The sequence below is a fragment of the Pseudomonas sp. SBB6 genome (assembly GCF_024213215.1).
GTDB lineage: Bacteria > Pseudomonadota > Gammaproteobacteria > Pseudomonadales > Pseudomonadaceae > Aquipseudomonas > Aquipseudomonas donghuensis.
Window position 1 is genome coordinate 67658 of the sequence record NZ_JANAVH010000009.1, and the last position, 13422, is coordinate 81079.

Here is a 13422-nt window from a genome sequence, read left to right on the forward strand (position 1 = left end):
AGCACGAAGGCGACCCCAGGGTCGCCTTCAGCACTTCTACAGCAATGTAATTATTGCTTACTTTTTCTTGCGTACGTACAGCACCAGATTGTGGTCCACCAGCTCGTAACCGTGCTCTTCCACGATTTGCTTCTGGCGCTTCTCGATTTCAGCGTCAAAAAACTCGATGACTTCGCCGGAGTCGACTACGACCATGTGATCGTGGTGACCACCGTCAGCCAGCTCGAACACGGCGTGACCGCCATCGAAGTTGTGGCGTACAACCAGGCCAGCAGCTTCGAACTGGGTCAGAACACGGTAAACCGTGGCCAGACCGACATCCTCGCCTGCTTCCATCAGCGCCTTGTAGACATCCTCAGCACTCATGTGACGCTGCTCGGTAGAGTCGAGCATCTGTAGAATTTTTACTCGAGGCAGTGTCACCTTGAGACCGGCTTTGCGCAGTTCGCTATTTTCAACCATGGTCAGCTTTCTCGCCGATGCTGCTTCGCAGCTTCTCTGAATACGGGTATGATCGGGGTTTACGTTGTCCAGCCAAGATAGTGGAAGTCGCCCACCGATGCAAAACACCAAGCTCTTGCTAACCAGCCTCACCTTCGTGGGACTGCTCGCACTCGCCGGTTGCTCGTTCCCCGGGGTTTACAAAATCGACATCCAGCAGGGCAATGTCGTCACGCAAGACATGATAGACCAATTGCGCCCCGGAATGACCCGTCGGCAAGTACGGTTTATCATGGGCAACCCGCTGATCCAGGATACTTTCCACACCAATCGTTGGGACTACCTGTACAGCCTGCAGCCCGGTGGCGGTGAGCGCCAACAGGAGCGCATGAGCATCTTCTTCAACGAGAACGATCAGCTCGCCAGCCTGTCCGGCGACTTCATGCCGGGTGTCAGCCGCGACCAGGAGATTCTGGGTGGCAGCAGCGACACCACTGTCAGCCCGGCCGGCACCACCGAACCCGCTGCGCAGGAAAAACCTGCCAAGCCAGGCTCGCTGGAAGCCACCATCCAGAAAGACGTGGACACCATCGAAGTGACTCCGGTACCCGTGCCAGAACCACTGGACACCTCGCCGCAGTAAGCCTGCAGCGCGTATAAAAAAGCCCGGATCAGTCCGGGCTTTTTCTTACCTGTAATTCAGCGTTTGGCTTTCTTGAATACCCTGGCGACCTTGGCGGCGCGCTGCTTGCGCACCTCCTTGGGGTCCACCAGCAATGGCCGGTAGATCTCGATGCGATCACCCGCCTCGACCTGGTGCGCTTCAGGGTTAGCGATCACCCGGCCAAAGATACCGATCGGGCAGGCTTGAATATCAGCCTCGGGAAAATGCGCGGCGATTCCCGAGAGTTTTACCGCTTCAGTGAGCGTCGTGCCCGTCGGCACCTCAACACTGAGCAGCACCTGCCGCTCGACCAGGGCGTACACCACCTCGACCGTTAGCAAGGCTTCAGACATGGAGCTGCTTGGCACGCTGACAGAAGGCATCGACCAGGGTGTTGGCGGCCTGGTTGAACAATGGCCCCAAGGTGGCACGGACCAGTGGCCCGGCATAATCGAACGACAGGTCGAGGCTGATCTTGCAGGCCTTCTCGCCCAATGGCTTGAATACCCAGACACCATGCAACTGGGTAAAAGGCCCTTCTTCAAGGTTCATTTCGATGGACTGACCCGGCACCAGCACATTGCTGGTTACAAACTGCTGGCTCATCCCCCCCTTGGCGACCTCCAGGCGCGCGCGCATGTGCGTGTCGCTTTCTTCCATCACGGTGCTGGACGAACACCAGGGCAGGAACTCCGGATAGCGCGCTACATCATTGACCAGGTCGTACAGGGCCTGGGCGGGATAGGGCAGCAAGGCCGAACGTTGAATATGGGTAGTCATCCAGGGGTCGATTCCAAAGCTGGGCGGCAAATACAACCAGAATGCCGAGGGGCGCCATCGAGCGCATCAAGAGCGCGCATTGTCCGGGATTCACGGCAACGGCTCAAGCACACTGCTACCCCGTAGCCGACAGCGCGGCGACTGCCTATAATGCCGCCCCTATGGCTAACCAAAAGAAACATCCGACAGGGACTATCGCGCAGAATAAAAAGGCGCGTCACGATTACTTCATCGAGCACAAGTTCGAGGCCGGATTGGTCCTGTCCGGTTGGGAAGTAAAAAGTCTGCGTGCCGGCAAGGCGCACCTGACCGACAGTTACGTGGTGCTCAAGGATGGCGAGGCCTGGCTGATGGGCAGCCATATCACGCCGCTGACAGCCGCCAGTACTCACGTCATCGCCGACCCGACACGTACCCGTAAACTGCTGCTCAACCGTCGTGAGCTGGAGCGCCTGCATGCGGCCGTCCAGCAAAAAGGCTACACCTGCGTGGCCTTGTCGATCTATTGGAGCAAGCACTTGATCAAGTGCGAAATCGCACTGGGCAAGGGCAAGAAGGAATACGACAAGCGCGATACCCAGCGCGAGCGCGATTCCGACCGCGAATTGCAGCGCGCGGTGCGCAACAAGGGCAAGGAAGACTGATTCCAGCCTGAAGCGCCTTTATCGCGGGGCAAGCCCGCTCCTACAGGAGCGGGCTTGCCCCGCGATTGCTAACGCCCGCTACGCCGCTCCGCCCGCGCCACCCGCTGAACCTCCTGGCGCACTTCGTCGAGCACCTCCTGCACATAGGTGATGTGCCGGTTGGACACTTCGCGAGCATCTTCCGCACGCCCTTCGACAATCGCCAGGTACAGCTCACGGTGCTGGCTGATGAGCATGTCGCGGGTTTCGGCGCGCTGTTTGTACATGCCGCCGATGTTGGTCACCACGTTGCGCTTGAGCAGGTCGAACAGGCCACGAATGGTGTGCAGCAGCACCGCGTTATGGCTGGCTTCGGCGATCGCCAGGTGGAAACGCGCATCGGCCGCGCCCTCCTCGGCCCGGTCCACTTCATCGGCGCGGGCGTAGCAATCCTGCAGGGTATCGAAGGCCGCCTTGAGCCGCTGGCGATCCGGCTCAGTGGCGCGGATCGCCGCATAATAGGCGCACGATGCCTCCAGGGTATGTCGGAACTCCAGCAAGTCGCGCTGTGCTTCGGGGTTGCTTTCAAGCAACTGCAGCAGCGGGTCGCTGAAGGTTGAGCCGAGCGATTCGGCCACATAGTTGCCACCGCCCTGGCGGCTGACCAACAAGCCCTTGGCCACCAGCTTCTGGATCGCTTCGCGCAACGACGGTCGTGACACGCCGAACTGCTCGGCCAGCGCCCGCTCTGCAGGCAGGCGCTGACCGGCCGTCAAGGTGCCTTCGAGAATCATCCCTTCCAGCCGCTCGACGATATCGTCGGACAAACGGCGTTGGCGGACCTGATCAAAAACCATCACATGCTCTCCACATCCCGAGTGCGTTCGGGGCTGTCTATTCTGGCGCATCCGCGACCCGCCGACACCCATCAGTTGGCAAATTTCCCTGCCGCTCAGTCCCGTGCTCCCGCACAAATCCGACGAAAGTTTTCCTGGGACAAATTGACACAGCCGCAGCGAGGCTTTTAACCTAGCGCCTCGACATTGTAAATTGGTCTTACCAATTATCCAATGCCAGTGCTGACCAACAACAATTAGGGGCCACCCCATATGCAAACCTGGCAACAGCTTTACAGTCCGCTTGGTAGTCTTGGCCTGTCCGCGCTCGCGGCAGTCATCCCGATCGTGTTCTTCTTCCTCGCGCTGGCGGTGTTCCGCCTCAAGGGTCATGTGGCCGGCAGCATCACGCTGGGCCTGTCGATCCTGGTGGCGATCTTTGCCTTCCAGATGCCTGCCGACATGGCGCTTGCCGCCGCCGGATATGGCTTTGCCTATGGCCTGTGGCCGATTGCCTGGATTATTGTCGCCGCCGTGTTCCTGTACAAATTGACCGTCAAGAGCGGCCAGTTCGAAGTGATCCGCAGCTCGGTGCTGTCGATCACCGATGACCAGCGCCTGCAGGTGTTGCTGATCGGTTTCTGCTTCGGCGCCTTCCTCGAAGGTGCGGCAGGCTTCGGCGCACCGGTGGCGATCACCGCCGCCCTGCTGGTTGGCCTGGGTTTCAACCCGCTGTATGCGGCCGGCTTGTGCCTGATCGCCAACACCGCACCAGTAGCTTTCGGCGCCCTGGGCATCCCGATCATCGTGGCCGGCCAAGTCACCGGTATCGACGCCTTCAAGATCGGCGCCATGACCGGTCGCCAACTGCCCCTGCTGTCGCTGTTCGTGCCGTTCTGGCTGGTGTTCATGATGGACGGCCTGCGCGGCGTCAAAGAGACCTGGCCTGCCGCACTGGTGGCCGGCTTGAGCTTTGCCGTAACCCAGTACTTCACCTCGAACTTCATCGGCCCGGAACTGCCGGACATCACCTCGGCCCTGGCCAGCCTGATTTCCCTGACCCTGTTCCTCAAGGTCTGGCAGCCCAAGCGCTCGTTCGCCAGCGCCACCGGCAGCGTTGGCGCCGCCGTGGTCCAGGGCGGCGGCAGCCAGCCTTCGCCGTACAGCTTCGGCGAGATCTTCAAGGCCTGGTCGCCGTTCCTGATCCTCACCGTGCTGGTCACCATCTGGACCCTCAAGCCATTCAAGGCCGCCTTCGCTGCTGGCGGTTCGATGTACAGCTGGGTGTTCAACTTCGCCATCCCGCACCTTGATCAACTGGTGATCAAGTCCGCACCGATCGTTGCCACCCCGACGGCGATCCCGGCGGTGTTCAAGCTCGACCCGATTTCCGCCACCGGTACCGCGATCTTCTTCTCGGCGCTGATCTCGATGCTGGTGCTGAAGATCAATTTCAAAACTGGTCTGACCACTTTGAAAGAGACCTTCTTCGAACTGCGCTGGCCGATCCTGTCGATCGGCATGGTCCTGGCCTTCGCCTTCGTCACCAACTACTCGGGCATGTCGTCGACCATGGCGCTGGTATTGGCCGGCACGGGTGCGGCATTCCCGTTCTTCTCGCCATTCCTTGGCTGGCTGGGCGTGTTCCTGACCGGTTCCGACACCTCGTCCAATGCCCTGTTCAGCTCGCTGCAGGCCACCACTGCGCACCAGATCGGGGTCAGCGACACCTTGCTGGTAGCGGCCAACACCAGCGGCGGCGTGACCGGCAAGATGATTTCGCCACAATCGATCGCCGTGGCCTGCGCCGCCACCGGCCTGGTCGGCAAAGAGTCGGACCTGTTCCGCTTCACCCTCAAGCACAGCCTGTTCTTCGCCACCATCGTCGGCCTGATCACCCTGATCCAGGCCTATTGGCTGACCGGCATGCTGGTTCACTAAAGTGTCAGGGGCCGGACGCGTTGTGGCGCGCCCGGCAGCCGCCCCTTTAACCAACGCTGCGAGACCCCATGATCATTTCTGCCTCTACCGATTACCGCGCAGCTGCCCAACGCAAGCTGCCGCCGTTTTTGTTCCACTACGCCGACGGCGGTGCTTATGCCGAGCACACGCTGCGCCACAACGTTCAGGACCTGGCCGGCATCGCCCTGCGTCAGCGCGTGCTGAAGAACATGTCCGAACTGAGCCTCGAAACCCAGCTGTTCAACGAAACCTTGAGCATGCCCGTGGCCCTGGCGCCGGTCGGCCTGACCGGCATGTACGCGCGCCGCGGTGAAGTGCAGGCTGCCCGTGCGGCAGCGGCCAAAGGCATTCCGTTCACCCTGTCGACCGTATCGGTGTGCCCGATCGAAGAAGTGGCACCCGCCATCGACCGGCCGATGTGGTTCCAGCTCTATGTGCTCAAGGACCGCGGCTTTATGCGCAACGCCCTGGAGCGCGCCAAGGCTGCTGGCGTCACCACCCTGGTGTTCACCGTCGACATGCCGGTGCCTGGCGCTCGCTACCGTGATGCCCACTCGGGCATGAGCGGCCCGAATGCACCGCTGCGCCGGGTCTGGCAGGCCATGACCCACCCGCAGTGGGCCGTGGATGTCGGCCTGCTGGGCAAACCCCATGACCTGGGCAATATCTCCGCCTACCGCGGCAGCCCGACGGGCCTGGCCGACTACATTGGCTGGCTGAGTGCCAATTTCGACCCGTCGATTTCCTGGAAGGACCTGGAGTGGATCCGGGAGTTCTGGGAGGGCCCGATGGTGATCAAGGGCATCCTCGACCCGCAAGATGCCAAGGACGCCGTGAAGTTTGGCGCCGACGGCATCGTCGTTTCCAACCACGGTGGCCGCCAGCTCGACGGCGTACTGTCCAGCGCCCGCGCCCTGCCGGCGATTGCCGACGCGGTCAAAGGCGAGCTGAAGATCCTCGCCGACTCCGGCATCCGCAGCGGCCTGGACGTGGTACGCATGATCGCCCTGGGTGCCGACACCGTGCTCATCGGCCGCGCATTCCTCTACGCCCTGGCCACCGCTGGCGAAGCCGGGGTGAAAAACCTGCTGGACCTGTTCGAGAAAGAAATGCGCGTGGCCATGGTGCTGACCGGCGCCAAGTCGATCAGCGAAATCAACCGCGACTCGCTGGTCCGCGAACTGGGTGCCTGATTGGTGCGCCTTCGAATCACAGCCTGATTGACCGGGGTACGCGGCGCACCAGACGCCACTGCCCCGCGAGGAGATTGCATGAGTCTGCCCGCCGCGTTCCTCGATTCGGTAGCCCGCCTGATACCCGGCGAGCGACGTTTCGACGACCCGCTCTCGACCCTGGCGTTCGGCACCGATGCCAGCTTCTACCGGCTGATCCCCAAGCTGGTGGTACGCGTCGAATCCGAAGATGAAGTGGTCGCCCTGCTCAAGTTGGCCCAGCGTGAGCGCGTGCCGGTAACCTTCCGCGCCGCCGGCACCAGCCTGTCTGGCCAGGCCATCAGCGATTCACTGCTGATCGTGCTCGGCGATAACTGGAACGGCCGCGAGATTCGCGACCAGGGCCAGCAGATTCGCCTGCAACCCGGGGTGATCGGTGCCCAGGCCAACGCCTGGCTGGCACCGTTCGGGCGCAAGATCGGCCCGGACCCGGCCTCGATCAATGCCTGCAAGATCGGCGGCATCGTCGCCAACAATGCCAGCGGCATGTGCTGCGGCACCGCGCAGAACACCTATCACACCCTGGCCGGGATGCGCCTGGTGCTGGCCGACGGCACGCGCCTGGACAGCGAAGATCCGGCCAGTGTCGCCGCCTTCGAACACAGCCACGCCGGCTTGCTCGATGAGCTCGCGCGCCTGGCTCGGGAAACCCGCGCCAACACCGAACTGGCAGCGAAGATTCGCCACAAGTACCGCCTGAAGAACACCACCGGCCTGTCGCTCAATGCCCTGATCGACTACGACCAGCCGCTGGATATCCTCAGCCACTTGCTGGTCGGCTCCGAAGGCACCCTGGGCTTTATCAGTGCCGTGACCTACGACACAGTGATCGATCACCCGAACAAAGCCTCGGCACTGATCGTCTTCCCGGATGTGGAAACCTGCTGCAACGCCGTCACCGTGCTGAAGAGCCAGCCGGTATCGGCCGTGGAGCTACTCGACCGGCGCAGCCTGCGCTCGGTGCAGGACAAGCCCGGCATGCCGGCCTTCGTCCAGCAACTGTCCGAAGGTGCCTGCGCGCTGCTGATCGAATCGCGGGCGGCAACCCAGGCGCTGCTGCACGAACAACTGGCGCAGATCATGGCCTCGCTGGCCAGCTTCCCGGTGGAACAGCAGGTCGACTTCACCGAAGACGCCAAAGAGAACGCCAAGCTCTGGGCCATCCGCAAGGACACCTTCCCCGCCGTCGGCGCTGTGCGCAAGACCGGCACCACGGTGATCATCGAAGACGTGACCTTCCCGGTCGAACAACTGGCCATTGGCGTCAATCGCCTGATTGCGCTGTTCGACAAGCACCGATACGACGAAGCGATCCTGTTCGGCCATGCCTTGGAGGGCAACCTGCACTTCGTCTTCACCCAAGGCTTCAACAGCGCCGAGGAAGTCGCCCGCTACCAGGCCTTCATGGACGATGTGGCGCAGCTGGTGGCGGTGGAGTTCGGCGGCTCACTCAAGGCCGAACACGGCACCGGGCGCAACATGGCGCCCTTCGTCGAGCTGGAATGGGGCAGCGAAGCCTACCAGTTGATGTGGCAGCTCAAACGCCTGCTCGACCCCAACGGCATCCTCAACCCGGATGTGGTGCTCAGTGAAGACCCGCAGATCCACCTGAAGAACCTCAAGCCGCTACCGGCGGCCGACGAGATCGTCGACAAGTGCATCGAATGTGGCTTCTGCGAACCGGTATGCCCCTCCAAAGGCCTGACCCTGAGCCCGCGCCAGCGCATCGTCATGTGGCGCGATATCCAGGCGAAAAAACGTGCCGGCAGCGACACCCGCGAGCTGGAACGTGACTACCAGTACCAGGGCATCGACACCTGCGCCGCCACCGGCCTGTGCGCCCAGCGCTGCCCGGTGGGGATCAACACCGGCGAACTGGTGAAAAAACTGCGCGCCCAGGCAGCCGCTCATGTGAAGACCGCCGACTGGCTGGCCGACAACTTCCACACTGCCCTCAGCGGTGCACGCTTTACCCTGCAGGCGGCCAATGGCGCCCGCCGATTACTCGGCGCGCCGCGCCTGAGTCGCCTGAGCGCCAGCCTGAGCACGCTCAGCCATGGCCGCGTGCCGCAGTGGACGCCGGCCATGCCGCAACCGCTCAAGGCCGTGCAGTTGACCCCGGCCAGCAACGACGCGCGGCCACGGGTGGTGTACCTGGCCGCCTGTGTTTCGCGGGTGATGGGCCCGGCGGCGACGGATCGCGAGCAGACCTCGCTGCTGGACAAGACCCGCGCCCTGCTGGAAAAGGCCGGCTATCAAGTGGTGTTCCCGGACAACCAGGACAGCCTTTGCTGCGGCCAGCCGTTTGCCTCCAAGGGCTACGCCGAGCAGGCCGAGCACAAGCGCCAGGAGCTGATCAACGCCCTGCTCCACGCCAGCCGCGGCGGCCTCGATCCGATCTACTGCGACACCAGCCCGTGCACCTTGCGCCTGGTTCAGGACCTGGCGGAAACGCGCCTGGACCTTTATGACCCGGTGCGTTTCATCCGCACCCACCTGGTCGACAAACTGGAGTTCACCCCCCAGGAAGAGCCGATCGCCGTGCACGTGACCTGCAGCACCCAGCACCTGGGCGAAAGCCAGGCGCTGATCGACCTGGCGCGGCGTTGCAGCAAGCAGGTGGTGATTCCCGAAGGTATTCACTGCTGCGGCTTTGCCGGCGACAAGGGCTTCACCACCCCTGAGCTCAATGCCCATTCGCTGCGCAGCCTCAAGGATGCGGTGCAGTACTGCAGTGAAGGAATCTCCACCAGCCGCACCTGCGAGATCGGCCTGTCGAACCATGGCGGGATCGATTATCACGGTCTTGTCTATCTGGTAGACCGCGTAACCCGGGCGCGAGCAATCTGAACCCTGGACCAGCAGTCGACGTCGCCCGACCGATAGCGTATACTGAACCTCGAGCGTTGAAAAACGCTTACAGCTAGAGCGCAACACATGGGGCCGATTAGGATTCGACGCCGGTAGTGAAACTCTAGGTGCATGCCGAGTTGGTAACAGAACTCGTAAATCCACTGTTGCAACTTTCTATAGTTGCCAATGACGAAAACTACGAGGGTTACGCTCTCGCTGCGTAAGCAGCTGAGCCCGCTCTCCTGGTAGCTTCGGCTCCAGCAATCACTAGGGGATGCCTGTAAACCCGAAGTGATTGTCATACAGAACAGGATCGCCGTGCAGTACGTTGTGGACGAAGCGGCTAAAACTTACACAACTCGTCCAAAGCACCCTGCCCGTCGGGCGGCTGCGGATTAACTCAATAGACACGGCTAAGCATGTAGGACCGACAGCGGATCACTGGCGGACGGGGGTTCAAATCCCCCCGGTTCCACCAAATACGCAAAAAGCGAAAAAGGCATCTGGCGCTCGCGCCGATGCCTTTTTTGTTGCCTTCTCGAAAGCATTGCTCAAGGACGAAGCCCATGCGCCCACTGATTACCTTGGCCCTGATGCTGCTGTGCGGCGCGCTGCAAGCCGCGCCACAGTGCGAGAACTTCCTCGGCGCATTGGGCACCTACCCCAAGGGCATCGAGTACCTGGGCTGCCACCAGGAACCCGAACTGCAGACGGCCCCCTTGATCGCGACCTACAGGGTCAAGGGCGTCGAAGCGGCTGTGGCCGAGCGTTACCTGCAGCAAACCTACGGCATGCCCCGCCTGCTGTTTATGTGCTGCATGTGGGACTCATTTCGCCACTTCCACCGCGACCGGCAGAGCGGCATCGGCTACGAAATCCTCATGGCTTCCGAAGAGACGCCGATCAACGAGCGCACGCAATGGGCACAGATCGGATTCTTCTACATCACCGTCAGCGTGAATACCCTGGAGCCCTGAGCGGACATCAGCCCTTGGCATACTGCAGCAGCACCTCCAGCGGATGGCGCAGCTGGCGGTCAGCCATGCGCTTGACCTGGCTGCGGCATGAATAGCCGGTCGCCAACGCCTCGCCCTGTTTATCCAGCTTGCCGGCCCAGGACTGCTCGAAGATGGTCCGCGAGGTGTCCTGGTTGCGCGCTTCGTGGCCGTAGGTGCCGGACATGCCGCAGCAACCGGTGGCTTCGGTGACCAGTTTCAGCCCCAGGCGGGCAAATACCTGTTCCCATTGACGGGTACTGGCCGGCACGTTGGTTTTCTCGGTGCAGTGGGCCAGCAGGCGGAAGGTTTCGCTGGCACTCGCGGCCTGTTCGGGCAGTACGTCGATCAACCATTCCTGCGGCAACAGGACGTTCGGGCAATCGCTCAGGCCATCAACCTTCTGGTACTCCTGGCGGTACACCAGGGTCATGGCCGGGTCGAGGCCGACCAGCGGCACACCGCAATCGGCCAGGGCCTTGAGCTGGTTGGCGTTGCGAATCGCCGCCTTGGCGAAGGCGCCGAGGAAGCCCTGGACATGCAAGGGTTTGCCGTTGGCGCTGTAGGGCGCGAGGAACACCTTATGGCCAAGACGGTGGGCCAGCTCAATGAACGACGCCAGCAAAGGGGTTTCGAAGTAACGGGTAAAGGCGTCCTGGACCAGCACGATGCTGCGCTCACGCTGGGCTGGGGTCAGCTCGCGCAGCGCCGGCACGCTGGCCGCGCGCACGTTGCAACGGGTCAGGGTGTTCTGCAGGTTGTAGCGGCTGATCAGCGGGCTATCGAGCATGCCGACATGGCGTTCGAGCAGGCGGCTGACCCATTTCGACCCCATCACCGCGTTGTACAACCCTGGCGCATAGGCCATGTAGGGAATGCTGAACTCCAGCGAACCGATCAGGTAGTCACGCAGCGGGCGCTGGTAACGACCGTGGTACAGCTCCAGAAAGCGTGAACGGAATTCCGGCACGTTGACCTTGATCGGGCACTGCCCGGCGCAGGATTTACATGCCAGGCAGCCGGCCATGGCCTCGTAGACTTCGTGGGAAAAGTCAGCCTCGCCACGGGAGCGCGCCTGGTTGTTACGCAGCCGTTTTGGCAGTTCCTTGAGCCAGGAGGCGTTCTTTTTCGCTGCGGCCAGCACGTCGATGTTGGCCGCCCCCTGCAGGCGCAACCACTCTCGGATCAGCGAGGCGCGGCCCTTGGGCGAATGCTGGCGCTCGCGGGTGGCCTTCCACGATGGGCACATGGCGTCGTTGGGGTCGAAGTTGTAGCAGGCGCCGTTGCCGTTGCAGTGCACGGCGCTGCCAAAGCTTTGCCAGACCCGCTCATCGATCTGCCGGTCAAAATCGCCGCGCATCGGTGCTTCGTTGACTTTGATCAGGCCCTGCTCGCTGCCTGGCGGGGTGCAGATCTTGCCGGGGTTGAGCTGGTTGTAGGGGTCGAACGCGCCCTTGAGCGACTGCAGTGCCGGGTACAGTTCACCGAAGAAATCCGGCACATATTCCGAGCGCAAGCCCTTGCCGTGCTCGCCCCAGAGCAGGCCGCCGTAGCGATGGGTCAGCGCCGCCACGGCATCGGAAATCGGCTTGACCAGCGCCGCCTGGGCCGGGTCTTTCATGTCCAGGGCCGGGCGCACGTGAAGCACGCCGGCATCGACGTGGCCGAACATGCCGTAGGCCAGGCCGTAGCTGTCGAGCAAGGCGCGGAAGTCGGCAATGTAGTCGGCCAGTTGCTCAGGCGGTACTGCCGTGTCTTCGACGAACGGCTGCGGGCGCACTTCGCCTTCGACGTTGCCGAGCAGGCCCACCGAGCGCTTGCGCATGGTGTAGACCCGGGTCACGGCGTCGGCGCCTTCGGCCAGGGTGTGGCCCAGGCGCTCAACTCCGGTGTCGGCCTGCAGGTGGGCGACGAAGGCTTGCACCCGCGCGTTGACTTCGGCCGGGTCATCACCGCAGAACTCCACCAGGTTGATGCCCAGGGTCGGGCGCTCAGCTTGGGCAGGGAAGTACTCGGCGACGCTGTGCCAGACGATGTCCTTCATCGCCAGCATCAGTACCTTGGAGTCCACTGTTTCGATCGACAGCGGCTTGTGCGCCATCAGCGCATTGGCGTCGCGCAGGGCGTCCATGAAGCTGCTGTAACGCACGTTCACCAGCACCGCGTACTTGGGAATCGGCAGCACGTTGAGCTTGGCCTCGACCACATACCCCAGCGAGCCTTCGGCGCCGCACAGTACGCTGTTGAGGTTGAAGCGGCCCTGCTCGTCACGCAGGTGCGCCAGGTCGTAACCGGTCAGGCAGCGGTTGAGCTTGGGGAAGATGGTCTCGATCAACTCGCCCTGGGTTTGCTGGATCTGCCGGGCCATGCGGTACACCTCACCGCTGCGCCCTGGCTGCGCGCAGGCCTGCTCCAGCGCCTGGTCGTCAATCGGCAGGGTGTGCAGGCGCTCGCCGCCGAGCAGCACGCTGTGCAGTTCGAGCACGTGATCGCGGGTCTTGCCGTAGGTGCAACTGCCCTGGCCGCTGGCATCGGTGTTGATCATGCCACCGACAGTGGCGCGGTTGGAGGTCGACAGCTCCGGGGCGAAGAACAGCCCGTGAGGCTTGAGCGCGGCGTTGAGCTGGTCCTTGACCACCCCGGCCTGGACTCGCACCCAGCGCTCCTCGACGTTGATCTCGAGGATGTTGTTCATGTGCCGCGACAGGTCAACGACGATGCCATCGGTCAGCGACTGACCGTTGGTGCCAGTACCGCCACCACGGGGCGTGAGCTTGACCTGGCGAAAGCGCGGTTCGGCGGTCAGCGTGGCAACCCGCGCGACGTCGTCGGCATCCAGCGGGAACACCGCCGCTTGCGGCAGGCGCTGGTAGATCGAGTTGTCGGTGGCAAGCACCGTGCGGGTGGCGTAGTCGGCGCTGAACTGGCCACGGAAACCGCTGGCGCGCAGGGCGGCAAGAAAATCGGCGTAGTCGGCAGCAGGGGCGCTGGTCGGCAGTTGGGCGATCATCAAAGGATGGCCTCTTTAATTTGGCT

The 13422-nt window shown here is 62.6% G+C and carries 11 protein-coding genes and 1 other RNA gene; 7 read left to right on the top strand and 5 right to left on the bottom strand.

All coding sequences use genetic code 11. From position 1 onward, the window contains the following. Positions 1-57: 57 nt before the first annotated feature. Positions 58-462 carry a ferric iron uptake transcriptional regulator gene (gene fur / locus NLX68_RS18150; RefSeq protein WP_254285114.1) on the bottom strand — a complete coding sequence of 135 codons (405 nt, stop codon included), beginning with the start codon at positions 460-462 and terminating at the stop codon, positions 58-60. A gap of 97 nt (positions 463-559) precedes the next feature. On the opposite strand from fur, the gene NLX68_RS18155 reads away from it, so the two are divergent. After that, positions 560-1084: an outer membrane protein assembly factor BamE gene (locus tag NLX68_RS18155; protein WP_254285115.1), complete on the top strand. Its 525-nt coding sequence runs from the start codon at positions 560-562 to the stop codon at positions 1082-1084. Between the two features lie 56 nt (positions 1085-1140). On the opposite strand, the gene NLX68_RS18160 is transcribed toward NLX68_RS18155, so the two are convergent. Together NLX68_RS18160 and NLX68_RS18165 are read right to left on the bottom strand one after the other, a co-directional pair. Continuing rightward, positions 1141-1458 (bottom strand): RnfH family protein, encoded by a 318-nt coding sequence (locus NLX68_RS18160; RefSeq protein WP_254285116.1) that lies wholly within the window; start codon positions 1456-1458, stop codon positions 1141-1143. Further along, positions 1451-1885, bottom strand: coding sequence for a type II toxin-antitoxin system RatA family toxin (locus NLX68_RS18165; RefSeq protein ID WP_010222960.1), 435 nt, complete (start codon positions 1883-1885; stop codon positions 1451-1453). The genes NLX68_RS18160 and NLX68_RS18165 overlap by 8 nt, the downstream gene beginning before the upstream one ends. Positions 1886-2046: 161 nt before the next feature. Here NLX68_RS18165 and smpB point away from each other — a divergent pair, with 161 nt between their 5' ends. Beyond that, positions 2047-2529, top strand: coding sequence for an SsrA-binding protein SmpB (smpB, locus tag NLX68_RS18170; RefSeq protein WP_010222959.1), 483 nt, complete (start codon positions 2047-2049; stop codon positions 2527-2529). A gap of 68 nt (positions 2530-2597) precedes the next feature. Here the strand turns inward: smpB and NLX68_RS18175 are convergent, their stop codons facing one another. Beyond that, on the bottom strand, positions 2598-3365 hold the full coding sequence (locus NLX68_RS18175; RefSeq protein WP_254285117.1) for a GntR family transcriptional regulator: 768 nt from the start codon (positions 3363-3365) through the stop codon (positions 2598-2600). 252 nt (positions 3366-3617) lie between these two features. Between NLX68_RS18175 and NLX68_RS18180 the strand changes: the two genes are divergently transcribed. The 5 genes from NLX68_RS18180 to NLX68_RS18200 all read left to right on the top strand — a co-directional run bounded on the left by NLX68_RS18180 (position 3618) and on the right by NLX68_RS18200 (position 10368). Beyond that, positions 3618-5285, top strand: coding sequence for a lactate permease LctP family transporter (locus NLX68_RS18180; protein ID WP_254285118.1), 1668 nt, complete (start codon positions 3618-3620; stop codon positions 5283-5285). Positions 5286-5353: 68 nt separating this feature from the next. Beyond that, positions 5354-6499, top strand: a complete 1146-nt coding sequence (lldD, locus tag NLX68_RS18185; RefSeq protein WP_254285119.1) for an FMN-dependent L-lactate dehydrogenase LldD — start codon at positions 5354-5356, stop codon at positions 6497-6499. A gap of 78 nt (positions 6500-6577) precedes the next feature. After that, positions 6578-9388 carry an FAD-binding and (Fe-S)-binding domain-containing protein gene (locus tag NLX68_RS18190; RefSeq protein ID WP_254285120.1) on the top strand — a complete coding sequence of 937 codons (2811 nt, stop codon included), beginning with the start codon at positions 6578-6580 and terminating at the stop codon, positions 9386-9388. Between the two features lie 89 nt (positions 9389-9477). After that, positions 9478-9869, top strand: a transfer-messenger RNA (tmRNA) gene (gene ssrA / locus NLX68_RS18195). Positions 9870-9957: 88 nt separating this feature from the next. After that, positions 9958-10368 (top strand): DUF4952 domain-containing protein, encoded by a 411-nt coding sequence (locus NLX68_RS18200; RefSeq protein WP_254285121.1) that lies wholly within the window; start codon positions 9958-9960, stop codon positions 10366-10368. 7 nt (positions 10369-10375) lie between these two features. Here NLX68_RS18200 and NLX68_RS18205 read toward each other — a convergent pair whose 3' ends face one another. Continuing rightward, positions 10376-13396, bottom strand: a complete 3021-nt coding sequence (locus NLX68_RS18205; RefSeq protein ID WP_254285122.1) for an FAD-binding and (Fe-S)-binding domain-containing protein — start codon at positions 13394-13396, stop codon at positions 10376-10378. Between the last annotated feature and the right edge of the window lie 26 nt (positions 13397-13422).

Bases quoted from the DNA above. Each gene is read 5' to 3' on its own strand.
- NLX68_RS18160 (WP_254285116.1), bottom strand. From the start codon at position 1,458: ATGTCTGAAGCCTTGCTAACGGTCGAGGTGGTGTACGCCCTGGTCGAG.
- NLX68_RS18180 (WP_254285118.1), top strand. From the start codon at position 3,618: ATGCAAACCTGGCAACAGCTTTACAGTCCGCTTGGTAGTCTTGGCCTG.
- NLX68_RS18155 (WP_254285115.1), top strand. From the start codon at position 560: ATGCAAAACACCAAGCTCTTGCTAACCAGCCTCACCTTCGTGGGACTG.
- lldD (WP_254285119.1), top strand. From the start codon at position 5,354: ATGATCATTTCTGCCTCTACCGATTACCGCGCAGCTGCCCAACGCAAG.
- NLX68_RS18205 (WP_254285122.1), bottom strand. From the start codon at position 13,396: ATGATCGCCCAACTGCCGACCAGCGCCCCTGCTGCCGACTACGCCGAT.
- NLX68_RS18175 (WP_254285117.1), bottom strand. From the start codon at position 3,365: ATGGTTTTTGATCAGGTCCGCCAACGCCGTTTGTCCGACGATATCGTC.
- smpB (WP_010222959.1), top strand. From the start codon at position 2,047: ATGGCTAACCAAAAGAAACATCCGACAGGGACTATCGCGCAGAATAAA.
- NLX68_RS18200 (WP_254285121.1), top strand. From the start codon at position 9,958: ATGCGCCCACTGATTACCTTGGCCCTGATGCTGCTGTGCGGCGCGCTG.
- NLX68_RS18190 (WP_254285120.1), top strand. From the start codon at position 6,578: ATGAGTCTGCCCGCCGCGTTCCTCGATTCGGTAGCCCGCCTGATACCC.
- NLX68_RS18165 (WP_010222960.1), bottom strand. From the start codon at position 1,885: ATGACTACCCATATTCAACGTTCGGCCTTGCTGCCCTATCCCGCCCAG.
- fur (WP_254285114.1), bottom strand. From the start codon at position 462: ATGGTTGAAAATAGCGAACTGCGCAAAGCCGGTCTCAAGGTGACACTG.